We start from the raw sequence: 26,668 nt of genomic DNA, 5'->3' as shown, positions 1-26,668 counted from the left end.
TTGAAGAATAGGGTATCGATGAATTGATGCATCGTAGCACGAATTACCGCATGTGAAAAGCGTGCGTGCGGACAATGTTTTGCAGCGGCCGACGGCCGACTGCACCGGGAGGCGGCATGCAGACGATTTCGTGGAATGAATTCGAGCTGGTGGAGTTGCGCACAGGCACCGTGCTGGATGTGCAGGAATTTCCGCAGGCGCGGACGCCGGCATACATCATCACCGTGGATTTTGGCGATGAGATCGGCGTCAAGAAAACCAGCGCCCGGGTCACGCATCTGTATTCCCGGGAGTCCCTGGTGGGTCGGCAGGTCCTCGGGGTGGTGAATTTTCCGCCCAGGCAGATAGGCCCGGTGCGCTCGGAATTCCTGCTCACCGGCTTTGTGCAGGGGGACGGCAGCGTGGTGCTGGCCGTGCCCGAACGCCCCGTGGCCAACGGGCTCAAGCTGGCGTGATGCGCGCCGGGCGGGCGCATGGTCTCTTTGAAAAAAGATCCGTCGAAAATGTTGCAACGAGAGGGAACGCGGGCAGTTCCCGCTATGCAGGCGGGGCTTCGTCCGGGGGTGGTTGCTGCAGTCCCAGCATGCTCCGCACATCCCAGGGGCCGGGCCAGACGGGCACGGAGACGAATTCCCGGCCCTCCCAGGCCACGGCATGGGCGTGCAGCAGCAGGCCCGGGGCCGGGGCGCGGTCGCCGTATTTGCGGTCGCCCACGATGGCATGCTTGCGGGAAGAAAGCTGCACGCGCAGTTGATGCGTGCGGCCGGTGTGCAGGGTCAGCAGCAGCAGGGACGCGTCCGGCCGAATCTTCACCGGCTCGGCCGTGGCCAGGGCTTCCTTGCCGCGGCCGGCGTGGATGCGCTGGGAATTGCCTTCCCACAGTTTTTCCAGCCGGTCGGAAAGCACGGTTTCTTCGGCAAAGGGCCAGCGACCGCGCACCCAGGCCAGATAGGTCTTGTGGATGGCGCGGGTCTCGAAGGCCTCCAGCAGCCGGGCCAGCCCGTGATAGGTCTTGCCCACCATCACGATGCCTGCTGTATCCCGGTCGATGCGATGGGCCGCCGCGGGCACGAAGGGCGCATGGGCGTAGGCCTTGGCCAGCCGGGTGGAGACGGCATCGCCATGGCCGGTGCCGGGCTGCACCGGCAGGCCGGCGGGCTTGTCGATGACGAGCAGCTCCTCGTTCTCGAAGAGCACGGGCAGGTCCAGCGTGGCGGATTCGACCACGGCGGCTTCGTCCGGCAGCTCCTCATCCACGGCGAACGGCGGGATGCGCAGCACCTGGCCGACCTTGAGCCGCTGATAGGGCGTGGCGCGTTTGCCATCCACCCGCAGCTCGCCGGAACGCATCCAGCGCATCACCAGACTGGTGGGAACGCCGCGCCGCAGCCGGCGCTTGAGAAAGTTGAAGAGCTTCTGGCCGGCCTCGGCCTCGGTGACAGTCCACTGCTGAACGGGAAATTGTGGCATGATGGGAGGGTGCCCGGCCGCCTGAAAAAGGCGGAAGACGGCCGGGCGCAAACGCAGGGTGGGCGGGCCGTTACTGGGCCACGCGGAAGACGCCGTCCTTGACGGTGAGCATGAGCATGGAGGCTTCGTCCAGCCCGTTGTGATCCTCGGGGGTCATGGAGAAGACGCCGGAAACGCCCACCACGCCCTTGAGCTGTTCCAGGGCATCGCGCAGGGCGGCCCGGTCCACGGCGCCGGCCTTCTCCAGGCCGGCCTTGAGGAGCAGCAGGGCGTCCAGGGCGTAGCCGGAGTGGGTGTTGATGGGGAATTCCTTGTCATAGCCGTTGGCGGTGTAGTCGGCCAGGAACTGCTTGATGACGGGGCGCTGCGGGTCGTCCTCGGCCAGGGCATCCGGAGCCATGAGCTTGGTGCCGGGCATGAGCGCGCCTTCGGACGCTGCGCCGGCCAGCTCGATGAACTTGGGATCCGGCTGGCCGTGGCACTGGACCACCAGACCGGTATAATTGGGCAGGGCCTTGAAATTCTTCTGGGCAATGGCCCCGGACGGCCCGATGACCCACACCACCACGGCGTCAGGCTTGCCCACGGTGAGCTTGAAGGCCTGGGCGGAATAGTCGCTGTCCTTGGGGTCCAGGGTTTCCTTGGCCACCACGGTCAGGCCGTAGTGGGCGGCCTGGGCTTCCAGGTGCATCATGCCGTCCTGGCCGAACCCGTCCTGGGCCGTGAGGATGCCCACGGTCTTCAGTCCCTTTTCGTGCAGCAGGGCATAAATTTTCTTCACCGCGGTCTCGGTGCGCTGGGGCACCTTGAAGGTCCACAGGAACGGCCCGTACTTGCCGCCGGCGATGATGGCGTCGCCACCCACGGTCATGATGGACGGGATCTGCTGGGCCTCGGTGTACTGCTTGATGGCCATGCCGCCGCCGGTGGTGGTGGGGCCGATGATGGCCAGCACGCCATCCTTTTCCACCAGTTGCCGGGCTTTCTGCAGGGCGACGTTGGGGTCGGATTCGGTGTCGTAGATGACCATTTCCAGGGGCCGGCCCAGGATGCCGCCGGCAGCGTTGATCTGCTTGACGGTCATTTCCGCCACCAGCTTGCTGGCGGTGCCCACGAAGGCGGACTTGCCGGAGCTGGCGAACAGGCCGCCCACCTTGATGGGATCGGCAGCGAACAACTGCGCGGGGAATACAAGAGCCGCCAGCAAAGCAAGCGGCGCGATGCGACGAATGAGTCTGCCCATGGCCGTATCTCCTTGGAGGGGTGAATCCAGAAGCCCTATCACAGGCCGCTTCGGAAGGCTAGGCAAGGGGAGGGGAGGACTTGCGCAGCAGCCGGCCCAGCAGCTCGCCGGGGGATCGTCCCCGCAGGGCCGGGCCGATGAGCAGCGCGCCGGCCAGCAGCAGCCCCTGGACCAGCGAGCGCGCATCTCCCAGGAATTCCAGCCGGCTCAACAGCGTCTCCAGCACCACCACGGCCACCAGCGGCGAGAACAGTCGTCCCTGTCCGCCGATGACCAGATACAGCAGCGTCTTGAGGGAGAGGCCCAGGTCGAATTGTCGCGGGCTGATGAAGCCGGAGTAGTGGGCGTACAGGCTCCCGGCCAGGCACGACAGCGCCGCGCCGATGGCGAAGGCCTGGGCCCGGATGGCCGGCCGGTTGATGCCGCAGGAGGCCGCGGCCAATGGATCCTCCCGACAGGCCAGCAGCGCCCGGCCGGGGCGGGACGTCTCCAGGGCGGCGTACACATAGGACGCCAGCAGCAGCAGGCCGGAAAACGCGGCGAAGTAGAAGAGGTCGCCGGAAAGGGTGATCCCGCCGGGCAGGGTCAGGGGCACGGCGGAGAGCATGCCCTCGGCGCCGCCGGTGACGCGGGGAAACGCCAGCACCACGTTGATGAAGATGCTGTGCACCCCCACCGTGGCCATGGCCAGAAATCCAGAATGCAGCTGCTCCAGCGGGCGGGACACCGCCGCCCCCACCGCGGCCGTGCACAGGGCCGCGGCCGGCAGGATCCAGACGCTGCCGCCGGGATAATACTGATGCAGCATGACCGTGAGATAGGCCCCCATGCCACAGAATGCCCCCTGGGCCATGCAGACCTGCCCGCCCAGGCCAAGGCAGAAGTTCAGGGCCAGCACGTTCAGGCACAGCAGCAGGTGCTGGTTGACGGCCAGCAGCTCATAGGAGGGAGCCAGCAGCCCCACCATGGCAAGGGCGCTGAAGAACCCCAGAAAGCTCCAGCCGCGCCCATGGGAAAAGACGCTGGCCGGGCGCAGGCTATCGGGCATGGGCATGCTTTTCTCCCAACGGCATGACCACCAGCAGCACGATGAGCAGCAGGAACGTCAGCGCTTCCTTGAGTTCGTTGTTGAAGGTCAGCACCAGGCCGGCTTCCAGCACGCCCAGGAAGATCCCGCCCAGGAACACACGTCCCAGGGAGGAGTAGCCGCCCACAGTGGCGGCCACAAAGCCTTTGAGGCCGATGGCAAAGCCCATGTCGTGCCGCAGCATGGTCTGCGGTCCCACGCACAGGGCCGCCAGCGCCGCCAGCGCTCCGGACAGGGCAAAACAGATGGCGTAGGTGCGCACGGGGTTGACGCCCTGCAGCGTGGCCGCCAGCGGATGCATGGAGACGGCCCGCACCGCCGTGCCCGTGCGGGTGTGGCGCAGAAAGAGATGCAGCAGCCCGCCAGCCGTGAGGGCCAGCACCATGGCCGTGACGGTATCTTGCGAAAAATACAGGAGGCCCAGACGCAGATCCGGCAGGGGCGCCATGCGCGGCAGCACGTGCGGCTGCTTGCCCCAGGCCAGGATGGCCAGCCCCTGCCAGATGAGGCTGGCGGCCACGGTGAGCATGAGCTGACGCAGGGGGTGGGCGCGCATGGTCAGGCCCAGGGTGGTGGCGTACAGGAACAGGCCCAGCAGGAACCCCCAGGCGCAGGCGGCCAGGATGCCCAGCGCCCAATGCAGGTGCAGCGCCTGGACCAGGGAGAGGATGCCCAGCCCGGAGAGCAGGAGCAGCTCGCCCTGGGCGAAGTTGATGAGCCGCGAGGCATTGTAAATGAGGCAGAAGCCCAGGGCCATGAGGCCGTAGACTGCGCCCAACGCCAGGCCCGAAGTGACTGCTTGCGCAAGGTAGAGGCTGAACATGTCCCGCAGGGATTAGACGGCGCGGCGCAAGGCGTCAAGGTCCGCGCCGTCTAGAGCACGTTGTTTTTGAAAAGAACTCTCGGGGGAAAACCTTTCTAAAGAAAGGTTCTTCCGCCCTTCAANAAAAGGTTTCCCCTCTCGCAGTGTCCTTTTTCAAAATTAAAATGCTCTATTTCCGGTCGTTTCTGTCGTGGGGGTGGGCAAAAAAAAGCGCCCCCGAAGGGGCGCTGTGTATGGCGGGTTATTCCTGATGCAGTCGGCTGGCGGGTTCGTCTGTAAATTCCTGACCGACGGTCGAGTCGGTCTGGGACAGATCCAGGGGGTACACCAGCACGATGGACTTGCGGTTGCTGATGCCCAAGGCGCCGGGGTGGGTGTTCACCAGGACGTAGAGATCGGTGATGCCGTCGTTGTTGATGTCCGTCACGCCGTAGTCCACCACCGAGCCCTTGATGCTGCGCGTCTTCCACACCAGGTTCAGGCCCACGCCGTCCCAGTACAGGGAATGAATTTCGCCCTGGGGGAAGTAGCGGTAGCGCTGGAAGAACTGCGCGGCCATGGAGATGGGCCGGTTCACCAGCAGCTCGTGGCGGTCGTCGCCATCGATGTTGAAGGACACCATGCGCATGGGGATGTAGTATTTGTCGCGCATGAGCACTTCGTCTTCAAACCCTTCGGGCATCATGTCTTCGAACATGCCCACAAAGGAACCGAAGTAGGGCTTGTCGGTGCGCGCCTGGCGTTCGCCGGTGTCGGTGAAGACGAGGATGTAATCTTCCTTGTCCACCACCAGCATCTTGTAGCCGTCAGGCTGGGGCAGGTACCCCAGATTGAAGACGTTGGCCTGATCCGGGGCGAAGAGCCGCGGGCCGAGATCAAAGCCGTTGGCCGAAGGGATGGCTTCGTAAATGCCCTTTTCGAAGAGCTTCTGGCGGCCCTGCTTTTGGGCGTAGAGCTTGGTTTCGAAGCGGGGCGGGGTGTTGATGGCGTTAAGGAAGAATTTGATGTTGTCTTTGAGCAGGGTGAGCTTTTGGCCGTCGAAGCTGAGCACGTAGCTGCGGGGCTCGTATTTCTCGTACTTGTCGTGGTTGCCGGCGGTGGTGACGCGCACGGCGCTGACGATGATTTCCTTGCGGCCGTCGCGGTTGGTGTCCACCGCGCTGACGTGCAGGTTCTGCAGGCTCACGGGGGCCTGATGCACGGCCACCTGGCGCAGGGTCATGTCCGTGTCGAAGCGGTAGACGTAGACGCGGGTGTCGTCGATGATGGCGCAGTCGCGCTGGCCGTCGCCGTTGAGGTCGTCGGCGATCATGCCCACGGAGGCGAAGGGCAGGCTCTGGGAGCGCATGCGGCCTTCGGACTGGGAGTCCCCGGCGTAGCGGAACTGGGGGTTGAGGAAAAACTGCTTGCTTTGGTCGGCCTCGTTGTGCACCAGGGCCGGGTTCATGGCGTTGACCTTTTCGGTCTTGCCCGGACCGCCGCCACTGCCACCGCCCGCGGTGCTGGGGGCCTTTGCCGGCGCTGCCGCGGTGCGGCCGAAGGCTTCGGCGCTGAGCTTGCGGGAAATGTTTTCCAGCGAGGGGATGAGATTGTCCAGCTTTACGGTGCCGCTCTGGGGCCAGCTGCCGCCCTTGGTATCCTGCACGCGCAGGTCTATGCTGGCGTCGTTGCCCATCACGGTCACACTGCCCCAGATGAGCACGTCGGCCCGCAGTCTGGTCAGCAGTTCACGGCCCTTTTCGGGGGAGAGGTCCTTGGCCGGGGGCAGATCGGCCGGCAGTTGCGCCAGGGGCCGGGCATTGTCCTTCCAGTACAACCTGGAGGAAAGCATGTCTTGCAGCCCTTTGGAAAGATACTGGTATTCCTGGGGGCCGTTCACGGAGAAGGGCAGCACGGCGTAGGTTTTTTCCGCGGCCTGCACGGCGGGGGCAAACACGGCGCCGCACATCATCAGGACGAAAAGCCCTGCCAGACGCTGAAGCAGTCGCATAGAGACTCCTTGCGAAGACGAATCAAAGCGAGAAAGGGTTGTTGCACACGAATACGAAGCAGCCGGACTATGAAGGCGCAATAGTCCATCCGCGCCCCGGCGTCCAGAGGCAAACCCGCCGCGCAGATTACGATGTGGCAAGGATGACCGCTTGAAACGTGAAGAATTGACAAGACGCCGGCAGGCGATCATGCCACGGAGAACCATGAAACATCGCACCCAACCCGACACAGACGCCCCGGGCCGCACCTTCCGCTTTGTGGGACCGGCCCAGGAGCGCGCGGCCGTGGCCGAACTCCTGGCTGCCGAAGGCCTGGCCTGGGAATCCTTGCCCCTGCATCCCGTGGCCGCCCGCGCCCTGACCGAGCCCATCCCCCTGGGCCGCACCCTGGCCGCGCGCTTTGGAAGAATTTACATCCAGGATGCCTCCTCCATGCTGCCGCCGGTGGTGCTGGCGCCGCCTCCCGGGGCCATGGTGCTGGACATGTGCTCCAGCCCCGGCTCCAAGACCGGCCTGCTCTCCGAACTGGTGGGGCCGGCCGGCTGCGTGGTGGCCAACGAGCCCAACCCCGAGCGTCTGGCCACCCTGCGCCGCACCCTGCTGGAGACCCAGCGGCTCAATGTGGTCACCTGCCGCCACGAAGGCCAATCGCTGCCCCTGGCCGAGGGCTTCTTCACCCATATCCAGTGCGACCCGCCCTGCAGCGGCTGGGGCACGGTGGAGAAGCATCCCAAGGTGGCCGCCTTGTGGAGGGGCGACAAGGTGGCTCCCCTGGTGGGCCTGCAGCGCCTGCTGCTGCGGGAGGCCGCCCGGCTGCTGGCTCCCGGCGGCCGGCTGGTCTATTCCACCTGCACCACCAATGTGGAGGAGAACGAGCGCCAGGTGGCCTGGGCGCTGGAGCAGTTGCCGCTGGAACTGGTCCCCGTGGACCCGCCGCCAGGCTTTGTCTTCAAGACGCCCGAGGCGCCCTTCGGCCCGCGGGACTGCCTGCTGGTGGATGGCGAGGAGAGCCGCGCCCAGGGCTTCTTCCTGGCCTGTTTCACCAAACCGGGCGAGATGGCGACCGTGTCGCATTGCCCGTCGCCCCCGCCAGGGCAGCCGGTGGATGCCGACATCCTGCGCGCCGCCGGGGCTGATCCGGACGCCTGGGACGGCGAGGTGTATGATTTTTCCGGCAGTTGTCACTTCCTGCCCCGCCTGGCCTTGGAGCGATTGGCCGCGGCCCTGCGCTGGCAGGGCGTGCCCGTGGGCCGCTTGACCGCCAAGGGGTTGACGATGCATCCTCGCGCCTGGGGTCTCATCCCCCGGTTGCAGGATCCGCACGGGCAGCCCATGCCGCCGCGGGTGCAGGCGGCTTCCCTGGCCGAGCTGACCGGCCTGTTCGAGGGCCGGGCCATGCAGATGCCCGAGACCCCCGCCGGCAAGGACAAGACACGCGCCGCCGGGTTGTGGTACGGAGATTTGGCCCTTGGGTGGCTGCACGGCAAGGGCTCCCGGGCGCTGTGGACCGGCCGCTAGGGCATTTTAATTTTGAAAAAGGACACTGCGAGAGGGGAAACCTNGGGGTTCGGGGGAAGAACCTTTCTTCAGAAAGGTTTTCCCCCGAGAAATCTTTTCAAAGATAACATGCCCTGACCGTCGTTTCGTTCCCGTTGTTTCTCATCTCATTTTTGCAAGGACAGACTTCATGATTGGTGTGATGCGCAGGCTCAAGCGATTTTTTAATAGCCCCAGCAGGCGGGCGTTCGTTCTTACCCTGGATCACGGCGCCAGCGACGGCATGCTTCCCGGCCTGATGCACATGACCCGGCTGCTGGAGGAGATCGGCACCCGCCCGGTGCAGGGCGTGGTGCTCAACCGCGGCATGGCCCGGGCCTACGCCACCAAGGTGGCTTCGGACGTGCAGGTGGTGGTCCAGCTTTCCGCCGGCACCAAGCACGGCCTGCCCACGTACATGAAAAGCCTGGTCTGCAGCCCGGGCGAGGCCCTGCGGGTGGGGGCGGACGCCGTATGCATCCACCTGAACATCGGCAACGACCTCGAAGACCGCATGCTGGCGGACTTCGGCTCGGCCTGCGAGGATGCCCACCAGCTCGGCCTGCCGGTGATGGCCGTCATCTATCCCCGCGGCGGGCAGATTGTGAACGAGCGCGACCCCAGCCTCATCGGCCACGCCATCCGCATGGGCGGCGAGCTGGGCGCGGACCTCGTCTGCACGCCCCTGCCCCTGGATCCGCGCTCCTTTGCCGATGCCGTGGAGGCCTGCCCGGCACCGGTGCTGGTGGCTGGCGGGCCGGCGCGTCAGGACTTTGAGCAGTTTCTGGTGGAGCTGAACGTGGCCCTGGAGTGCGGTGTCATGGGCGCCTGCGTGGGCCGGAACATCTTCCAGCATCCGGATCCCATCCGCGCCCTGGAGATGGTGGCCGCCGTGGTCCACGGGCCGGACGCCATCGGCTGCTGAGGGGGTTCGAGCATGTGATGCTTGAGGAAGGTCTTTGCGAGAGGAGAAACCTTTTGCAAAGGCCTTCCCTCTCGCGCTCTCCCCTTCCAAAACTTTGAAAGTGACCTTGAATCACAATAAAAAGTCTTTGGAAAGGGGGTTCGGGGGAAGAACCTTTCTTCAGAAAGGTGTTCCCCCGACANAACCTTTCTACAGAAAGGTTCTTCCCCCGAGAACTCCTCTCAAAGATAACCTGCGCTACCCCTCTTCCCGCACCTTGCGAATGGCCTGATTGTAGGCGGCGAAGACGTCCTCGCGGTTGATGAGCCCCAGGATCTCCGCACCATTGCCAATGGGCGTCACGGGGATCTGGCTCACATTGTGGCCCACGAAGGCCAGCAGGGCGGTGTACAGATCGTCCTCGGGGGTCAGGGTCGGCACGGGCCGCGTGGGCAGATCGCGCACCAGCACCAGATCGAACAGCGCCTCTTCGAAGAGCACGCGCCGCACGTCATCCATGGTCAGCAGGCCCTTGATGCTGCCGGCCTGATTGCGCACGGGAAAGCAGAACTGGTTGGTGTGGCAGATGATGTTCGTCAGGGCCTTGAGGGTCACGTCTTCTTCCAGCACCACCACCGGGCCGGGGGAGTAGTGGTCCTCCACCCGCAGCTGCTCCAGAATGTTGATGGTGGCGTCGGTGCGATGGGCCGGGGACTCGAACTTGTTGGCCACCTGGTTCTCGTACAGATGCACCTTGCGGTTGAACACCAGACACAGGGCCGAGGAGAGCATCAGCGGCGCCAGCAGGCCATAGCCCTGGGTCAGCTCGCAGACCATCAGAATGGGGCCGATGGGGGACTTGGCCACCCCGGCGAAGAACGCCGCCATGCCCACCAGCACGAAGGCCCCGGGCTGCGTCACCGTGGCCGGAAACAGCGCGTGCGCCGTGAAGCCCACCACGCCGCCGCTCATGCCGCCCACAAACAGCGCCGGGGCGAACATCCCGCCGCTCATGCCGGAACCCAGGGTGAAGGACGTGGCGATGATTTTGAGGACGATCACCGCCAGCATGGCCGTGACGGCCATGTTGCCCAGGATGGCTTCCTCCACCCAGCCGAAGCCGCCGGAGAGCACCTGCGGGAACTGCACGCCCATCAGCCCGGCCAGCAACCCACCCAGGGCCGCCGTGGCGGGCAGGCCGATCTTGTCGATCAATTTGTTGAAAACATTATATTTAAGATACCGGAACGTCCGCACGTACAGCCAGCCAGTGGCCGCGCAGAAGGCCGCCAGGAGCAGATAAAACGGCAGCTCCAGGAAGTTGGTGAACTGAAACCGCGGGATGGCGAACAAAGGATCTGTCCCGTAAATCAGGGCAAACACCGTGTATGCGGCCACTGACGACAGCACTGCAGGCAGCACGGCCTCGGCCTCGAAATCCTCGGCGTAGATCACCTCGATGGCCGTGAGCGCGCCGCCCATGGGCGCACGGAAGATGGCCCCCAGGCCGCCGGCCGCACCGGTGAGCAGCAGGATGCGCCGTTCCTTGGGCGTGAGCTTGAGCCGCACGGCAATCCAGGACCCCAGCCCGGCCCCCAGCTGGGAGATGGGCCCCTCCCGGCCAGCGCTGCCCCCTGTGGCCAGGGTCAGGATGCTGGTGGCTCCCTTGATGAGGGGCGCCAGCGGCCGGATGATGCCACCCTGCTGGTGGAAGGCCTTGATCATGCCGTCGGTGCCGTCGGTGCCGCCGTGCATGGTCTCGGGGATGTAGCGCTGCACCAGCCAGCCGGTGACAAGGCCGGTCAGGCAGGTCATGGCCGGCACCAGCCAGGGGCGGTACACGTCCCCCGGCGGACCATGGAACAGGGCCTCGCCGTCTGCCGGGGGCAGGGGCATGCCGGCCCACTCAATAAGAAAAAGATGGTGGAGATATTCCACCAGAAAAAAGAACGATGCCGCCACCAGCCCGGCCAGCGCCCCCACGCCGATGCCCAGGATGAGCCAGCGCACCGAGCTGATGCGTCGGTACGTCCGCGTCAGGGCGCGCCAATGCCGCAGCCAGCGTCGTAATTGCACACGCAGGTACATGGGCGCGCCTAGGCCGGAGCCCAGCAGTTGGCTTCAGGTTCGGCCAGGATACGGCGGGCCAGGGCCACATCGTCGGTGATGCGGGCCACCAGGGCATCCAGGTTGGGAAATTTCTGTTCCGGCCGGATGAACTGCACAAAGTGGATGTGCACTTCCTTGCCGTACAGGTCGGCGTCGAAGTCCATGAGGTGCACTTCCACGCTCACATCGGTGTTGCCAAAGGTGGGGTTGACGCCGATGTTGGCCACGCCGGCCAGGGCCGTGCCGCCGGGCTCGTCGAGCCGGTTGGACCAGTTGCCGTTGACGTTCACCCACACGGCGTACACGCCGTTGTGCGGCCGCACCTCGTTTTCCAGCTTCAGGTTGGCTGTGGGAAAGCCCAGCAGCCGGCCGCCGCGGTTATGGCCGTGAATCACCGTGCCGCGGACGGCGTAGTAGCGTCCCAGCAGGCAGCGCGCCTCCCAGACCTCGCCGGCCTTGATGAGGTCGCGGATACGGGTGGAGCTGACCACGGCATCGTGAATCATCACCGGCGGCATGCGCTCGCAGTGGAAGCCGTACTGCTGGCCCAGGGCCTGGATGACCTCGAAGTTGCCCTTGCGGCCCTTGCCGAAGGACCAGTCGTAGCCCACCACCAACTCTTTGCAGTTGAGCCAGTCAACCAGATAGGTCCTGACGAACTGCTCGGGCTCCATGGCAGCCATGGCCTTGGTGAATTCCAGCAGCATGGTCATGTCCACGCCCATGGCCTCGATGAGGTCCAGCTTCTGTTCGCGCACGGTGATGAAGGGCGGCGTGTGCGGCCCCACCAGCACCTGCAGGGGGTGCGGACAGAAGGTGGCCACCACGGATGCCAGGCCGCGGGCCCTGGCCTTGGCCAGGACGCGGGCAATGAGGGTCTGATGGCCCTTGTGCACGCCATCGAAGTTGCCGATAGTGACGCATGTTCCGGCGGAGAGATCCAGGGTGATTTCCTGGCGGGTGCGGGCGATGAGCATGGTGTGATCGGGGGTGCGCGGAAAGACGGAAGTGGGAGGGCGGGGCCGGACCCGGCGCCGCAGCCTGAAGCCGGATTTCTGGCTACCCTAAAATATCGTGGCCGGCAAGGTTGGGGACACGGCGGAGATATCAGCGACAGCCTGCAGACAGGTCGGGCAGGGGTGGGGTGTCTGTGGCATACAAGGCGTGCCCGTTTCGGCCGCGGGTTTTGACCCAATACAAGGCTTCGTCGGAGCGGCGCAGCAGCGTGTCAATGTCTTCGCCGTGATCGGGATACAGCGCCACGCCCACACTGGCCGAAATGGCGACCGCGCATCCATCCACCTCCACCGGCATATTGAGGGCCTGCACCACCTTGGCCGCCGCATGGTCGGCATCTCCGGGCGAGGTGAGGTCTCCCAGCAAGAGCACGAATTCGTCGCCTCCAAAGCGGGAGGCCGTATCTTCCGTGCGGATCACGGCGGCCAGGCGGCGGGCGGCCTCCTTCAGCACGGCATCGCCGGCATGATGGCCAAGCCTGTCATTGATGTCTTTGAAGGAATCCAGGTCCAGGGACATGACAGCGAGCTTGCCGCCATGGCGCGCAGTCCGAGCCCGGCACTGGGCGAATCGATCATACAGCAACATGCGGTTGGGCAGGCCGGTCAGGGCATCGTGGGTGGCCAGAATCTCAAGTTCCCGCTTGGCGTTGCTCAGCTCAGTGACGTCTGCCACACTGGTCAGGATGCAGTCTGTATTGCCAAGGCGCAGGGTGTCTGCATACAGCAAGCCTGTCTTGGGTTCACCGCCCGTGGTCTTGAACTGCACCTCCTGCCCGGCAATGCCCTCGCCGCGGACAAGAGGCTCCAGCATCCGCGCCCGGGCTTCGGGAGAGTCGAGCAGCTTCAGCTCCAGTGTGGTCTTTCCCAGCAACGCCTGGGACGTGGTGCCCAGCATGCGGGCGAAGCTCTGGTTGACCTCCAGAACGCGGCCGTCCTTGGCACGGGTCAGCATCAGACCGTACGGGGCCAGGTGAAAGGTTTTGGAGAAGGTTTGCTCCTGCCGCGTGACATCCAGGAGCAGTCTTCTGTTGACCATGAGCACCAGACTCAGGGTCAGACAGACGCCGAGCACGGTGTAGGCCACGGTGCTCACCACATCCACCACATTGGTGTCGCGGACGGCGTGCAAAAACGGCAGGGGCAGCGTGTGCAACCCAAGCCGCAGCAGGCCGGCGGTCAGGTACCCGCACACGACCAGACCGGCCACCCGGGTGGCCGGGCGCAGTTCCGGGGGTGTTCGGACCAGCAACAGCCAGGCGATATGCCCATCAATGACCAGCGACGCCAACGCCATGGACAGCTGCTGGCCATGGCCTGCCGCGCCGGCAACGCCGAAATACGCCAGGGCAACCAGGCATGCGGCCAATACGCCGAACAGGCCCTGCCGCTGCGCACGCGGGGCCGGGCACTCCAGAAAACGCTCCAGCCCCACAAGCAGCAACAGGCCGCCCCCGGTCAGGCACACGCCCGCGGCAAGAGCGAGCCCGGCGGAAAGCGGGGTGTGCCCGAGGAGCAGCACGCCCAACCCGACCGCCTGCAAGGCAATGGAGGCCAGCCAGCATGTGATGCCGGCGTAGCGCTGCCGATTCTGCAGCCAGATGACGGTGATGCCCAGGACGCTGACGCTGCAGATGACCAGATTCATCACCAACAACGTGGTCAAATCAAGGGACATTTGAACACTCATATGCCGTGCGGCCCCAAGGGTCCTGCACGGGTTTTGAAGCCGGCGGAATTGGCGGGCATGGCGCCCCCCGCTGCCTGCTGAAGTGGCACAGCTTGCTGTGGCCTGACAAGACCGGCGAAGGTCCAGAGACGATTGGACAGAAATTTTGAAAAAAATGCGAGTTCCGCAAAAAAGTGCTTGCCAAGCACCCGGGGGTTGGATAGAAGCGTCTCTCCAGTGCCGAAGTGGTGGAATTGGTAGACACGCTAGGTTCAGGGTCTAGTGGTCGCAAGGCCGTGGGAGTTCGACTCTCCCCTTCGGCACCACCCAAGTCGATGCAGCGCTCCCGCCCTGAACGGGAGCGCTTTTTTTTGCCCGTTCGCCGGGCGCACAAATTCTCCAGAAAAATCAGTGTATTGATCGAGTTTCTGCGCAGGAGGGGGCTTCTCTCTTCAGGCGCGGCACGGCATTGCGCGCCCGCGCGGCGCGTGGCCTACTCGAATTGCAGCAGGGTCGAGGCCACACCCGCCGGCAGTTCGATCTCAAAGCGCGTGCCCGGCGCAATGGGCCGGGTGGTCACCTTGAGCGTGCCCTTGAGCTGGCCGGTGAGCAGCCGGACGATGACGAAGCCCAGGGAGTCGGTCTGCATCACGTCCATGCCTTCGGGCAGGCCTATGCCGTCGTCAGTCACGGTCAGCAGGGCCGTGCCCACGTCGCTGGGCAGGAAGGAGAGCAGCACCGTGCCGTGATCGCGCCCGGCAAAGGCGTGGGTCATGGCGTTGGTGACGAGCTCGTTGATGATGAGCCCGCAGGGGATGGCCTTTTCGATGGTCAGGCCCACGGCGCAATGCGTGACCTTGACCTCCAGCGTGCGGCCCCGCACGCGGTACACCTGGGCCAGATGGGTGGCCAGATCTTCCATGTATTCGCAGAAGTTCACGGTGGCCAGGTCGTCGGAGCCGTACAGCCGTTCGTGCACCGAGGCGATGGTCCGGATGCGGTTCTGGCTTTCCTTGAGCAGGGCCACGTCGTCCGGGTCCTTGAAATAATGGGACTGGACGGACAAGAAGCTGGAGACCACCTGCAAATTGTTCTTTACCCGGTGGTGCACTTCGCGCAGCAGGAGTTCCTTCTCCTTGAGGGAGGCCTTGAGCCTGTGTTCTGCGGCCATGCGCTCGGAGATGTCGCGGGCGATGGCCACGCCGTAGGGTCTGCCCTCGAAGGTGTGCAGCCGGAAGTGCACTTCCACAGGGGTGGGGGGGGTGCCGGTACCGCAGAGCCTGCACACGGTGGCAATCTCTTCCCGGGGCATGGCCAGCAGCAGCCCGCCTTCGTCCGGCTCCATGAGTTCGCCCAGGCGGGCGCCCAGCAGCGCATGGCGGCTGCGGCCGGTCATGGCGGCTGCGGAGTTGTTGCAGTCGATGATAGCCAGGGCCGTGGGCTCCAGCAGAAAGATGGCGTCCTGCACCTGATCCAGCAGGGAGCGGAACCGCTCCAGGGCGTGCAGATGCGCCGCAAGGTGCGGATCGCGCGCGTCTGTGCATGTGGGCGCAGCGAGCGAATCTGAGGCGTTCGGCACGGTGGTTCCTCCCGCAGGCAACGGGCTGGAGCCGGCTGCGGCGCAGACCGCACCCCGGAGGATACCCGTTGCTGTTGGGGTACTTTCCTAGTCCAGATGCCGGCCGAAGGCAAACAGTTCTGCCCCGTGCTGGGTGGGCTTTCGGAATTATGATTAAATATCATCGTGTTGCGCTGCCTTGACAGGTCCTGCTCCAGTGACTAGGTACATCATTCCTGGTCAAAATCCGCCCAACCCCGCCAAGCATGGAGACGGAGCGTGCCCATGGGCTATCGTGTGCTTGTTGATCTGGACAAATGCGTGGGCGACGGCGACTGTGCCGACGTGTGCCCGGTGGGCGTCTTTGTGCTGCAGGACGACCACGCCGTGGCCGTGCATCCGGAAGAGTGCCTGGGCTGCGAATCCTGCGTGGAGGTGTGCGAGTCCGGGGCCATCGTCATCGAGGAACCATAAGGAACAGGGTCATATTGATGGATTTCACGCCGTTTTTCGCAAAATACGAAGCACTGGTGGCAGAGGCGGACGCCGCATTCCGGGCCGTGGCGGCGCGTGAACCCCAGGCCGTGCAGTGCGCCGAAGGATGTTCGGACTGCTGCCATGCACTGTTCGATCTGACCCTTATTGAGGCGATCTACCTGAATTTCCAATTCAACCGCCTGTATCAGGGCGCCCCCCGAGCCAAAATCCTGACCCGCGCCGACAAGGCGGACCGGGAAAACCATCTCTTCAAGCGCAAAATTTTCAAGGCCTCGGAAGACGGTGTTCCGGCGGTGGAGATTCTGAACGAAGTGGCCCGCCAGCGCATCCGCTGTCCGCTGCTCAACGAGGAAGACCGGTGCGATCTGTACGCCTTCCGCCCCGTCACCTGCCGGATATACGGTGCGCCCGTGGCCATTGCCGGCGAGGCGTCCAGCTGCGGCAAGTCCGGTTTCCAGAAGGGTGGCAGCTATCCCACCATCAATATGGACCGCCTGCAGAATCGCCTGCTGATGCTCAGTCAGGAGATGGTGGACGCCATGCACACCAAGCATATGCGCCTGGCCGAGATGCTGGCGCCCGTGTCCATGGTGCTCATGAACACCTATGACCGCGAATACCTGGGGCTCAAGGAGAAAGGCTGCGGCGACAGCGGCGACTCCTTTACCTGGACCCTTGGTTCCAGCCAGCGTGGCGCTGCCGCGGCCGACGCCTTCGGCGCCGCTCCCCTCAGGCAGGACAAGGAGGAAGCAGATGGCCAAGGCTGAAGTGGTCCGGCTTTCTCCGGAAGAAGAGCTTGAGCAGAAGCAGGCCATCTATGACAAGATGAGCCCGCGCCGGCGCAAGTGGATCGACAAGATCGGCTTCGACAAGTGGGACCCTTTCCAGATCCCCAAGGATCCCATCGACATCCGCAAGGACATCACCAACCGCACCCCCCAGGAGCTGGCCACCGCGTTCCTGCGCTCCCGGCAGGACCATGAAACCTATGGCGAGCAGTACGCCTCCGGCGCGCTGGAAATGGCCGTGGGCCTCCTGCGGCGCGATCCGCGCTACCTGGGCATGTTCTACTACTCCCACTGGTACCAGGCGCTCCTGGACAAGGAAGGCAAGACCTATGACGACTGATTCCAAGGCCCTCGAAGGCTACATCGCCGAGCAGAAAAACCGCCTGAGCGCCAACCCCCAGTGCGGGGTGACGCATTACAACCTGGGCGTGGCCCTGCTCTCCCGCGGGGACTTTCTGGAAGCCGAACGCGCGTTTCGCGACGCCGTGACCCATTCCCCCACCCTGGTGGAAGCCTACGTCCAGCTGGGCGGTCTGGCGTTGCAAAGCGGCGACCTGGAAGGCTGCCTCAACTACAACAAAATGGCTGCCGAAGGCCGGCCCATGTTTGCCACGCCCCAAGGCAACATCGGCTTTGTGTACATGCAGATGGGCGAACCCTCCAAGGCCGCCCGGGCCCTGGAACGCGCCGTGAAGCTGGACCCGAACTTCATCCAGGCCCTGGCCACCCTGGGCAATGCCTACATGATGGAAGGCGACCTGGAACGCGCGGAAAAGGTCCTGCGTCAGGCCCTGGACAAGGAACCCATGTTCGGCCCGGCCTGGAACAATCTGGCCCTGGTGTTGCTGGAACGCGGCGAGCACGCCAACGCGCTGGAATGCATCGATAAAGCCGTAGCCACCGGCTATGATGTCCGCCCCGAGCTGCTGGAAGAAGTGGCTCCCTACCGCAGTCAGGCGCAGCCGGCGTAATCCATGGCCGGCCGTCGCCTCAAGGCCGAGCTGAAAACGCTCCTGCAGCAGGACGACTGGTTCGAGCGGCTGCACGCCCGGCTGGACGCCTCGGCTGCTCCCGAAGGGGAGCGGCTGGCGCCAGCCGCGGTGTTGGGGTCGCTCTTTTCGTTCCTGCTGCTGGATGGCGTGGTCCGCTGGCGGGCGGCCACCGCGGTGGGCATGGCCGTGGCCGTGCTGTGCGGCACGCCCCGCAAGGGCGAGGCCTCGGGCGGCGTCTCCGGCAAGGTGGAGGCCGGCCGCGACATCCTGCGCCGGCTCATGTGGAATCTGAACGAGGAAAGCGGCAACGTGGCCTGGGGCGCGCCCGAGGCCATGGCCGAGTGCCTGGCCCAGCATCCCTGGCTGGCCGAGGAATATCACAACATCCTTATTTCCTACATCGATAACACCATCCACCACGGCCTGTGGCTGGATTTGCCCCTGCTGCGTCGCGGGGCGGTGTGGGGCGTTTCCCGCCTGTGCTGCGCCCGGCCGGACCTCATGGCCCGCGCCGGCCGGCCCCTGATGGCGGCCCTGCAGGACTGCGAAGATCCCGAAATCCCCGGCCTGGCTGCCTGGGGCCTGGGGTGCCTGCGTTGGCAGGAGGCCCGGCCTGCGCTGACGGCGCTGGCGTCCAGCCCTGTTCCGGTCACCTGGTATCACGACGGCGAGATCGTTCAGACCACCGTGGGGACCCTGGCCGGTCAGGCCCTGGCCGCCCTGGGCGATGCATGAAAAAGGACGTTGCGAGAGGAGAAACCGTTCTTTAGAGCACGTTGTTTTTGAAAAGAGCTCCTGGGGGAACCCCTTTCTNAACCTTTTGCAAAAAGGTTCTCCCCTCTCGCAATGTCCTTTTGCAAAAGTAACATGCGCTAACACGCGTGGGGTCAGCAATTCGGCTTGGTCAGCCAGCCTTCCCAGGCCGGCAGCGACACGTGCGGCAGGATCTTGGATTCCATGGTCTCGCCCGGGGCGGCGCTCTGGAACAGCTTGTATTTTTCCTCGTGGTTCAGCGCAAAGCCGTGCACCAGCTGTCCCATGACGTCCACGATCCAGTATTCCCGAACCTTCAGGGCCTCGTACAGGGCCAGCCGGCGGGTGGTGTCCCGCAGCAGGGTATCTGGCGTCTGCACCTCCACCACCAGCACCGGCAGCCTGGGCTCGTGTTCGCAGATGACGGCCAGATCCGGCTGCACGCCGCCATGTTCAGAGGCGTCCAGCAGGGTGCATACGGCATCGTTGGCCAGGATGACACTGGGGCCGACGCAAGGGCTGGCCAGCACCCGGCAGGGCGACCCGGCCAGGGCGAACGTCAAAGCCCCGGCCAGGGCCATGCGGACGTGCTCGTGTTGCCGCGCGGTAGACTCCGGGGCATCCGGCTCAACGGTGGGCATGTGTTCCCCCTTTGACATTCCCGACCCCATACCACGGCATGGCGCCGGAGGAAATGGCCTCACCAGATGATGCCACCGCGGCGAAACCGTTCGCGGTAAATGCGGCGCGTTTCCTCAAGGACCAGCTTGAGGTACTCGATGTTTTTGCGGATGGCCTCCTCGTAGGGATCCGCATCCAGCCCGTGGCGCACGCGGAAATGGCTGCGCATGAGGCGGTGCATGCTGCCCAGTTCCTCGGCGAGCCTGCGCTTGACGATGTTTTCGTAGAAGCCCTCGGTTTTTTCCAGCAGCATGAGTTCGGAATCGAAGCCGGCCACACCGGCCTCCTCAAACTCTCGATAAAGAAGGAAGAGTTTTTCCAGGTAGGCGCGGTCGGCCATCTGGGCGTAGAGGTCGGCCACGCCGAGCATGCGGCCCAGGGCGGCCAGTTCCTCGGTGCGGAAGGGAATCTCGGCCACGGCCTTGTCCATGATGGTGCAGGCGATGATGTGCGCGCCGTCCCGGGCATCCTCCTCGGGCAGGTTGTGGGCGGCGGCATACTCTGCCAGCATGCGGATGGAGCGGGCCTCGTGCCCCACGGTGTATTTGGCGCCGGTGCCTTCAGTGTCGTCCTCGGTCTGGATGAGTCCGGCATCGTGAAACAGGGCGCAGGTCATGAGCAGCCCCACGCCGCGGGCGGAAAGGGCCAGGCCCTCGGCCTGTGCGCCATGGGCCAGCCGGATGGCTGCCAACAGCACCGCCGAGGTGTGCTCCAGGTTGTGATATTTGGTGTTGCTGGCCCGATAGCCCGGATATTCGCCGTGAAACAGGCGGACAACATCCCGGTAGATCTGCGCCGTCTGGGGCAGCATCTCGGGCATGGCCATGGCGTCCAGCAGCAGCTGCACTTCCGCAAGCACCGCCGCGGGGTCTTCAGCATCCACCAGGGTATGCAATTTGGAACAGCGTCCTTCCACGCAGTCGGCTCCTCGGCGCACGGGTGTCTTGCCAGGGACGGTTCTTCCCCTGCCGGTGTAAAAGGAACCGCCGGCGTTGACAAGCCATGACTTTATATCATGCCCCTTGCCCCACGCTGGCAAAAACCGTACATATCTCATGGCAGAACAGATGCATCCCTCGCACCGCATGGAGTGTTTGCCATGAACCGGCACTTTCTCGTCACCGTCAGCGACGATCCCCAGGCCATGCACGCCATCCGCTTTCTTGGGCATTTCTTTCATCGCAAGGACGGCCTGGAGTGCACGCTGTTCTATGTGGCCCCACGCGACCACGACAGCCCCACGGCCATGATCAAGCCCGATGCCCGGGAACTGGCCAAGGGCACCGCCGCCCTGGAGGCCGCCCGGGACAAGCTCCACCATATGGGCTGGCCCGCGGAGCATCTGCACATCAAGACCATGACCCAGCGCCAGTCCAGAGCCATGGAGATTGTGGACGAGGCCAGCCGCGGCCGTTACGACGCCGTGGTGCTCGGCCGCCGGGGCATCACCAGCTTCGAGGCCTTCATGGGGTCCTCCATCAGCCACGAGATCCTGGAGGAACGCATTTCCTTTCCCCTGTGGCTGTGCCGCATGCCCGAGGCCTCGCGCACGGGCGTGCTGTGCTGCGTGGACGGTTCCGAGCAGTCCTTGCGCATCGTGGACCATGCCGGCTTTGTGCTTGCCGGCCATCACGAGCATCCCATCACCCTGTGCTGCGTGGAAAACGGCCAGCGCCCGGAGGTGGAAACCCTCTTCGCACGGTGCAGGGAAATTCTGGAGCAACACGGCGTGCCGGCGCACATGATTCACGACAAGCGACTGCAAGGCGATTCCCCCGCCCGGGCCCTGCGCGCGGAACTGCAGGCCGGCGGCTACGCCGTCATCGCCATGGGCCGCACCGGCGCCGGCGGCGGCGCCCTGCGCAAACTGTTCTTCGGCTCCGTGTCCAGCGATCTCATCCAGACCGCGCCCCCGGCCACAGTCTGGATCTCCCGCTAACCCTCCACCCGGCCCATGCCCAGCGAACCAGCCATGCGTCCGCCCACCCTGCCCTCCCACTCCCGCCTGTCTGGCCTGCTGTGTGCCCTCAGCCTGGCCGCCCTGCTGCTGCTGCCCGGTTGCGCCCGCTTTCAAAAAGTGGACGTGGAACGCGAATTCAAGAATTTCATCACGCTCTACAGGGAGATGAACACCTTCACCGAAGCGGTGTTCCTCATGGAGCACAGCAAGGTGCTCAATCACGAACTTTCCGAATTCCTGCAGCAGAAACTGTACGAAACAAAACTGCAGCTGGAAACGGTCATCGACATCATCTTTTTTTACAAATACTCGGACTTCAGGAACTACGAAAACTATCTCGTCGTCTACCGCTACGTGAACCAGCGCCTGGATACGGTCCTGCATAGCTTCACTGCGCAGGAAAAATTCATCGCCGCCGTGGGAGAAGACCACAAACACTCGCCCCACATGGCCCGGTACTCTCGGGAATACCGGCTGTATCTGGCCCGCGTCATCACCCAGATCAACGAGCTCAAGGAGAAAACCAAGTGATTGCTGCCCCGCACGTGCAGACCATCATCGCCGCTGTGGACATGAGCCCGGTGACCGCCAAGGTGGTGGGCTGGGCCATGGCCCAGGCCAGGGCCTTCAACGCCCAGCTGGAACTGCTCTATGTCACCACGCCGGAGCCGGACTTCATCGGCTACGCCCCTGGCCCCCAGCATGAACGCAACGCCGTGGCCTGCCGCATGCAGGACGAGCAGCGCGCCCTGGCGGCCCTCAAAGCCCAGGTGGCTGCCCAGGGCCTGAAGGTGAGCGAACACGTGTTCCCGGGCGTGCCCGAGGACAAGATTCTGCAGGAAGCCCATCGCCTGCAGGCAGACCTCATCATCTGTGGCCGCCACGACCACGACTTCTTCTATCGCCTCTTCGTGGGCAGTGTGGGCGAGGAGCTGCTCAAACGCTCCCCCTGTCCCATCCTGTTCGTGCCGGCCGACCCCCTGTCCGAGACCGACACGGCGGCGTAGCGGAGTCCTCCGTCAGTGATGCGACGGTGCGTATTTCTGTGCAGCGTGCTCTGGCTGCTGCTCTGGCAGACCGATCCGGCCCGGGCGGCGGCAGCCGCGCTTGCCTGGACGCCGCAGGGCGATCTGGTGCTGTTCGAGGACCATGCCGACCAGCGCCGCGCCCCGGCCTCCCTGGTCAAATGCATGACCGCCCTGCTGGTCTGCGATGCCGCGGCCAACGGCACCCTGCGCTGGGAGGCCCCTGTGGCGGCGCCGCCCGATGTTGCCGCCGTCACCGGGGCGCGCCTGGGGCTCGTGCCTGGCCAGGAGGTGCCCGCGCAGGAACTGCTGGCAGCCCTGCTCATCGGCTCGGCCAACGACGCTGCCGTGGCCCTGGCCGTGCAGGTGGCCGGCAGCGTGCACGCCTTCGTGACCGCCATGAACGCCAGGGCCGCAGGTCTGGGACTCACGGGCACCCGCTTCGCCACGCCGCACGGCCTGCCCGCCCCCAACCAGTACACCACCGCCCGGGACATGGCCCGCCTGGCCTGGGCGCTGCTGGAGCACTACCCGTATGTTGTGAATTTTTCGGCCATGCCCAGCTGTCAGGTGCGGGGCGTGGCGCTGTACAATCGCAACGACCTGCTGCACCTGCCCGGGGTGGACGGCCTGAAGACCGGCGCCACGGCCGAGGCCGGCGCGTGCCTCATCCTCACGGCCCTGCGTCAGGAGCGGCGGGTGATCGTGGTGCTGCTGGGCGCCCGGGACGCAGCCGCCAGGGCGAAGGAAGCCGCTGCACTGCTGGAGCAGGCCTTTGCCGCGCTGCCGCAGTAGGGCAAGGTATCCTTGAAAAGAGTTCTCGGGGGAAAACCTTTCCAGCGCATGTTACTTTTGCAAATCTTGAGAAAGGTTTTCCCCCGGGAGCCGCGCCTCAGCCTTCCCCGGCCTGCTCGGCCTGCTGCTGGGCCTGGGCCTTCATGCGTGCTGCGGCCGAGGCGGCGGCCGCCTCTTCCTCGCCACCCTTGCCGGCAGTGTACACCGTGACGCCAGGCGCGGCGAAGCTCAGATTGTACTTCTTGAATTCCTTGTACAATCTGGAAAAGACTTCGCGCCGGATGGCGAACTGCTTGCCCGGCTTGGTCATGTACTTGATGCCGAAGATCATCACCGAATCCTCGATGCGCTTGACCCCCTGGCTCTTGATGGGTTCCACCAGATCGTTCTTGAATTCCTCGTCCGCCATGATGCTGGCGTTGACCTTCTTGCAGATCTTCTTGAACAGCTTGGGATCCGTCTCCATGGGCAGGGGAATCTTGATTTTCATGACGATGGGATTGCGCGAATAGTTCACCACGTCCTTGATCTGGCCAAAGGGCAGGATCTGCACATAGCCCAGGGTGTGCTGCATGGTGATGTTGCGCACGCTCATCTTGATGACGTAGCCTTCGGTCTTGCCCATCTGGATGTAGTCGCCGACGCGGAAGGCGTCGTCCAGCAGGAAGAACACCCCGGCCACCACGTCCTTGACCAGAGTCTGCGAGCCCATGCCGATGGCCAGGCCGAACACCCCGGCGCTGGCCAGCAGCGGCGCAATCTGCACGCCCAGCTGGGAAAGAATCATCAGCAGCGTGCTCAGGAGCAGGAACACGCCCAGCACCTTTTGCATCAGGGGCAGGAGGGTATTGATGCGCGGGTTTTCCTGCTCGCTCTGATTCTTGGGTTGCAAGGCCCGCTGCATGCCGGCCTTGGCCGCCTCCCAGAGTCCCAGGCTGACGGCCAGAATGAGCATGATGCCCAGCCCGTGGCCCACCACCGCCTGGGTCAAGGCGGTGCCCATGCCCCAGGCTTCGGCCATGGCCGCCCCCAAAAAGCCCAGCAACAGCGCGCGTACCCAGGCCCGAAGCGGGCCGAAGAACCGCATGGTCTCCACGTCCGGCAGCGGCTCGGCCTTGATCACGGTGACCTCGCCCACGGGTTGGCCGTCGTCGTCCAGCTTGGGCGGGGTGGCGGTGTCCGAAGGCCGGCGCTGGAATACGGTGAATATGCGCCGCAGCAGGACGTACCCCAGGCGGTCCAGCAGCAGAAAGGCAGGCACCGCCAGCAGGCCGGCCAGGAGCACGCCGCGGGAGCCCTCGAAGCCCTGCAGCAACAGCAGCGCATACCAGACCAGCGCCATGCCCAGAATGTACAGGATGGCCAGCATGTGCCAGACCGCCGCAAACTGGCGGCGCAGGGGGCCGGGCGTGTCGCCGTCGGTGGTCAGGAGCCAGGCGGCCACCGGTTTGCGATGGAACAAGGTCGCGCCGATCAGCAGCAGCATCCCCGCCAGGCCTATCAGGCCGCGCAGCAGGGTCAGGCTTGTGGGCGCCATCCCGGCATGGGCCAGGGCCTGGAGCACATGCAGCCGGAGCAGACTCAGTCCCAGCAGGGTCAGCAGCAGCAGGGAAATCGCTCTGGCGGCGGTGTCGCCCAGGGGCACGAGACGCACATCGGGCCGGCCGGGCGCCAGCAGCCAGCGCAGCGCCACCCAGACGATGCGCGCGCCGCCGCCGGCGGCCAGGAGGCCCGTGGTCAGCGGCCGGGCGGTCCAGGCCGGATCGAAACACAAGGAATACAGACCCAATGCCGTGAGCACGAAGACCAGCAGGCCGGAGACTGCCCCCACCAGCTCCGCGAGGATCCGGCGAAATCGCGGCAGGTGGGCGGCCAGATCCTCGGCAGAGGCGGCGCGGTGGCGGGCCCGGCGCAGTTGGCGTCCTGTCAGGCGCTCCACCTGCCAGGCCGTCAGCAGCACCAGCAGCACGCCCAGGCATTGCAGCGCAAGGCCCGACAGGCCTTGCGGCCCGGCCAGGACGGTCAGGGCGGCGTGCAGATCTGCCGGCAGGGAGGGCAGGGCGGCCAGCGCGCCGTGAATGCTGGTCTTCATCGCCGTGCTGGTGGCCACCAGCTGTTCCTCAAGGGTGGGCGGCGCTGTAGCCGTGGCGCTCAGCCGGGCCTGGGCGTTGCGATGCACGGTTTCCTGGAGCAACTGGCGCACCTGGGCGTCGGTGAGGCGGGCCAGCAGATCATCCACCGTGTCCGGGGGCATGGCGGCCATGGCATCGGGGTCGGGCAGGGGGGCTTCCTTGGCAGACGCCTTGCCCTTGCTCAGCTCCTTGGCCATCAACACCGAAGACGCACTCGCGGCCGGGATAACACCCCAGAAGCTCACGGCGCACGCCATGATCAGGGCACATACTCGCAAACAATATCGCATGGTTCTCCCCCCCCGCCCCCGGGATGGTATGCCGGTGTCGCGGCAGTTCGGTTGTGTCCTGCAATCTATCCCTTTTTTGCCCCGCCGCCTAGCGGGCAGAGAAGATCTCCCTTGATCTTCCTCTCACAATGCGTAGAAATGACATAATCCTGCCATGGGGGGCATGACACTGAGCGAATCTATGGGCAATCAATCAGAACAGTACCGGCTGTTGCTGGTAGAAGACGATTCCATTTCGGCGAAGACCATCGGCTTCATGCTGAAGCGATTGGGGCACGAACTGGTGGGGGTGGCGGCCACGGGGGAACAAGCCCTGGCTTTGGCGGCGGAGCACCTGCCGGACATGGTGCTGCTGGATGTCCGTTTGGAAGGCGATATGGACGGGCTGGAAGTGGCCCACCGCCTGCGGACCAGCGCCGCGACACGGGGCATGAGCATCATGTTCCTCACTGGCATGGAGCCGTACGAACAGATGGAACGGGCCCTGCCCGTGGCGGACTGTTTTATCCAAAAACCGGTCAAATTTGCGGATTTGTCCGCCAACATGCATATCTGCGTCCAGCGGCGACGCCTGGAACAGCGGCTGGCAGCCAGCGACCGCCGCTACCAGGCCCTGGTGCAGGATGCGCCTGTGGGCATCTACCAGGCCCGGCTCGGCGGCGGCCTCGTGACGGTGAATCCGGCCCTGGCGCGGATGCTGGGCTATGATTCCCCCGAGGAACTGCTGGCGGCCATGACCAATCCGGCGGCCCAGCTGTATGTGGACGACACGCGGCGGGAGGAGTTCACCCGGCTGCTGCACACCGTGGGGGAAGTGCGGGATTTCGAGTCCGAGGTCTACGGCCGCGATGGCGACATCTTCTGGATCCAGGAACAGGCAGCCCTGACGGCGGATGCCGTCGGTGAGCCGCTGGTGGAAGGGTTTGTCATCAACATCACCGCCCGCAAGGATGCCGAGCTGGAACGCGACGTCACCCTGCACCTGCTGCGCCAGACCCTGGACGCCCTGCCGGATCCCGTGGCCCTGGTGGACGACGAGCAGCATGTCATCCTGGGCAACCTTGCCCTGTGCAAGGCCATGGGCGTGCCGGCCCCCTGCGGGCTGGCCAACAGGGCGTTTTCGGAACTGCTGGCCCCACGCAGCCGCAAGGCCTGGGACGCCGTGTTCTCCCGGTTCGTGCAGGATGGCCAGATGCGCCAGGTGCGGTTGCTGCTGGCGGGCAACGCCGGCTGGTACGTGTTCACCCTCTCACCGTATGGCAACCCGTCCGGCGAGCGCATCGGCGCGGTGTGTCAGGGACGCTTCGTGGCCCCGGAAGTCCTGCCCCTGGGCAGGGAAGGGGCATAG

At 65.0% G+C, this 26,668-nt stretch carries 25 protein-coding genes and 1 tRNA gene; 14 read left to right on the top strand and 12 right to left on the bottom strand.

Annotated elements, in window-relative coordinates:
- Positions 1-116 precede the first annotated feature (116 nt).
- Positions 117-455, top strand: a complete 339-nt coding sequence (locus DGI_RS04930; RefSeq protein WP_027193052.1) for a tRNA-binding protein — start codon at positions 117-119, stop codon at positions 453-455.
- 82 nt (positions 456-537) lie between these two features.
- Here the strand turns inward: DGI_RS04930 and DGI_RS04925 are convergent, their stop codons facing one another.
- The 5 genes from DGI_RS04925 to DGI_RS04905 form a co-directional block, all read right to left on the bottom strand.
- Entirely contained in the window at positions 538-1,470 is a 933-nt protein-coding gene (locus DGI_RS04925; RefSeq protein ID WP_021759644.1) for an RluA family pseudouridine synthase, read from the bottom strand.
- A gap of 70 nt (positions 1,471-1,540) precedes the next feature.
- Positions 1,541-2,713 (bottom strand): ABC transporter substrate-binding protein, encoded by a 1,173-nt coding sequence (locus tag DGI_RS04920; protein ID WP_021759643.1) that lies wholly within the window; start codon positions 2,711-2,713, stop codon positions 1,541-1,543.
- Between the two features lie 58 nt (positions 2,714-2,771).
- Entirely contained in the window at positions 2,772-3,767 is a 996-nt protein-coding gene (locus tag DGI_RS04915) for a branched-chain amino acid ABC transporter permease (protein ID WP_081696817.1), read from the bottom strand.
- Positions 3,751-4,623 carry a branched-chain amino acid ABC transporter permease gene (locus DGI_RS04910; protein WP_021759641.1) on the bottom strand — a complete coding sequence of 291 codons (873 nt, stop codon included), beginning with the start codon at positions 4,621-4,623 and terminating at the stop codon, positions 3,751-3,753. The genes DGI_RS04915 and DGI_RS04910 overlap by 17 nt, the downstream gene beginning before the upstream one ends.
- 241 nt (positions 4,624-4,864) lie before the next feature.
- A complete protein-coding gene (locus tag DGI_RS04905; RefSeq protein WP_021759640.1) occupies positions 4,865-6,613 on the bottom strand; it encodes an FG-GAP repeat domain-containing protein in 1,749 nt (582 codons plus the stop codon).
- Between the two features lie 205 nt (positions 6,614-6,818).
- On the opposite strand from DGI_RS04905, the gene DGI_RS04900 reads away from it, so the two are divergent.
- Positions 6,819-8,132, top strand: a complete 1,314-nt coding sequence (locus DGI_RS04900) for an NOL1/NOP2/SUN domain family protein (RefSeq protein ID WP_021759639.1) — start codon at positions 6,819-6,821, stop codon at positions 8,130-8,132.
- 169 nt (positions 8,133-8,301) lie between these two features.
- Positions 8,302-9,075 (top strand): class I fructose-bisphosphate aldolase, encoded by a 774-nt coding sequence (locus DGI_RS04895; protein WP_021759638.1) that lies wholly within the window; start codon positions 8,302-8,304, stop codon positions 9,073-9,075.
- Positions 9,076-9,312: 237 nt separating this feature from the next.
- On the opposite strand, the gene DGI_RS04890 is transcribed toward DGI_RS04895, so the two are convergent.
- From DGI_RS04890 to DGI_RS04880, 3 genes are all read right to left on the bottom strand, one after another.
- A complete protein-coding gene (locus tag DGI_RS04890) occupies positions 9,313-11,142 on the bottom strand; it encodes a chloride channel protein (protein WP_051286590.1) in 1,830 nt (609 codons plus the stop codon).
- Positions 11,143-11,150: 8 nt separating this feature from the next.
- A complete protein-coding gene (locus DGI_RS04885) occupies positions 11,151-12,140 on the bottom strand; it encodes a bifunctional riboflavin kinase/FAD synthetase (RefSeq protein WP_021759636.1) in 990 nt (329 codons plus the stop codon).
- A gap of 130 nt (positions 12,141-12,270) precedes the next feature.
- A complete protein-coding gene (locus DGI_RS04880) occupies positions 12,271-13,857 on the bottom strand; it encodes a sensor domain-containing diguanylate cyclase (RefSeq protein ID WP_021759635.1) in 1,587 nt (528 codons plus the stop codon).
- A gap of 230 nt (positions 13,858-14,087) precedes the next feature.
- On the opposite strand from DGI_RS04880, the gene DGI_RS04875 reads away from it, so the two are divergent.
- Positions 14,088-14,174 (top strand) — tRNA-Leu (locus DGI_RS04875).
- 167 nt (positions 14,175-14,341) lie between these two features.
- On the opposite strand, the gene DGI_RS16935 is transcribed toward DGI_RS04875, so the two are convergent.
- Positions 14,342-15,427 carry a sensor histidine kinase gene (locus DGI_RS16935; protein ID WP_051286588.1) on the bottom strand — a complete coding sequence of 362 codons (1,086 nt, stop codon included), beginning with the start codon at positions 15,425-15,427 and terminating at the stop codon, positions 14,342-14,344.
- Between the two features lie 264 nt (positions 15,428-15,691).
- On the opposite strand from DGI_RS16935, the gene DGI_RS04865 reads away from it, so the two are divergent.
- Genes DGI_RS04865 through DGI_RS04845 form a run of 5 tightly spaced genes read left to right on the top strand, consistent with a single transcriptional unit; the run spans position 15,692 to position 18,419 of the window.
- Positions 15,692-15,880, top strand: coding sequence for a ferredoxin (locus tag DGI_RS04865; RefSeq protein ID WP_021759633.1), 189 nt, complete (start codon positions 15,692-15,694; stop codon positions 15,878-15,880).
- Between the two features lie 17 nt (positions 15,881-15,897).
- Entirely contained in the window at positions 15,898-16,671 is a 774-nt protein-coding gene (locus tag DGI_RS04860; RefSeq protein WP_202961834.1) for a YkgJ family cysteine cluster protein, read from the top strand.
- Positions 16,658-17,032, top strand: coding sequence for a hypothetical protein (locus tag DGI_RS04855; protein WP_021759631.1), 375 nt, complete (start codon positions 16,658-16,660; stop codon positions 17,030-17,032). The genes DGI_RS04860 and DGI_RS04855 overlap by 14 nt, the downstream gene beginning before the upstream one ends.
- Positions 17,022-17,663: a tetratricopeptide repeat protein gene (locus tag DGI_RS04850; protein ID WP_021759630.1), complete on the top strand. Its 642-nt coding sequence runs from the start codon at positions 17,022-17,024 to the stop codon at positions 17,661-17,663. The genes DGI_RS04855 and DGI_RS04850 overlap by 11 nt, the downstream gene beginning before the upstream one ends.
- 3 nt (positions 17,664-17,666) lie before the next feature.
- Positions 17,667-18,419 (top strand): DVU0298 family protein, encoded by a 753-nt coding sequence (locus DGI_RS04845; protein WP_021759629.1) that lies wholly within the window; start codon positions 17,667-17,669, stop codon positions 18,417-18,419.
- A gap of 152 nt (positions 18,420-18,571) precedes the next feature.
- Here the strand turns inward: DGI_RS04845 and DGI_RS04840 are convergent, their stop codons facing one another.
- Together DGI_RS04840 and DGI_RS04835 are read right to left on the bottom strand one after the other, a co-directional pair.
- Entirely contained in the window at positions 18,572-19,078 is a 507-nt protein-coding gene (locus tag DGI_RS04840; RefSeq protein WP_027193243.1) for a Uma2 family endonuclease, read from the bottom strand.
- Positions 19,079-19,137: 59 nt separating this feature from the next.
- Positions 19,138-20,034, bottom strand: coding sequence for an HD domain-containing protein (locus DGI_RS04835; RefSeq protein ID WP_021759627.1), 897 nt, complete (start codon positions 20,032-20,034; stop codon positions 19,138-19,140).
- 183 nt (positions 20,035-20,217) lie between these two features.
- Between DGI_RS04835 and DGI_RS04830 the strand changes: the two genes are divergently transcribed.
- From DGI_RS04830 to DGI_RS04815, 4 genes are read left to right on the top strand one after another with little or no spacing between them, the layout of a single operon-like run.
- Complete coding sequence (locus DGI_RS04830) at positions 20,218-21,057, top strand: universal stress protein (RefSeq protein ID WP_021759626.1); 840 nt, start codon at positions 20,218-20,220, stop codon at positions 21,055-21,057.
- Between the two features lie 33 nt (positions 21,058-21,090).
- Complete coding sequence (locus DGI_RS04825) at positions 21,091-21,609, top strand: hypothetical protein (protein ID WP_021759625.1); 519 nt, start codon at positions 21,091-21,093, stop codon at positions 21,607-21,609.
- Entirely contained in the window at positions 21,606-22,085 is a 480-nt protein-coding gene (locus DGI_RS04820; RefSeq protein WP_027193241.1) for a universal stress protein, read from the top strand. The genes DGI_RS04825 and DGI_RS04820 overlap by 4 nt, the downstream gene beginning before the upstream one ends.
- A gap of 18 nt (positions 22,086-22,103) precedes the next feature.
- Complete coding sequence (locus DGI_RS04815; protein ID WP_051286622.1) at positions 22,104-22,898, top strand: D-alanyl-D-alanine carboxypeptidase family protein; 795 nt, start codon at positions 22,104-22,106, stop codon at positions 22,896-22,898.
- A 97-nt stretch (positions 22,899-22,995) separates the two neighbouring features.
- Here the strand turns inward: DGI_RS04815 and DGI_RS04810 are convergent, their stop codons facing one another.
- Positions 22,996-25,287 carry a mechanosensitive ion channel domain-containing protein gene (locus DGI_RS04810; protein ID WP_158407288.1) on the bottom strand — a complete coding sequence of 764 codons (2,292 nt, stop codon included), beginning with the start codon at positions 25,285-25,287 and terminating at the stop codon, positions 22,996-22,998.
- Positions 25,288-25,501: 214 nt separating this feature from the next.
- Between DGI_RS04810 and DGI_RS04805 the strand changes: the two genes are divergently transcribed.
- Positions 25,502-26,668 (top strand): PAS domain S-box protein, encoded by a 1,167-nt coding sequence (locus DGI_RS04805; RefSeq protein WP_021759621.1) that lies wholly within the window; start codon positions 25,502-25,504, stop codon positions 26,666-26,668.

Source organism: Megalodesulfovibrio gigas DSM 1382 = ATCC 19364 (genome assembly GCF_000468495.1).
Lineage (GTDB): Bacteria > Desulfobacterota > Desulfovibrionia > Desulfovibrionales > Desulfovibrionaceae > Megalodesulfovibrio > Megalodesulfovibrio gigas.
Note: the sequence above shows the minus strand (reverse complement) of the source record. Positions and strands in the feature narration are given on the sequence as shown.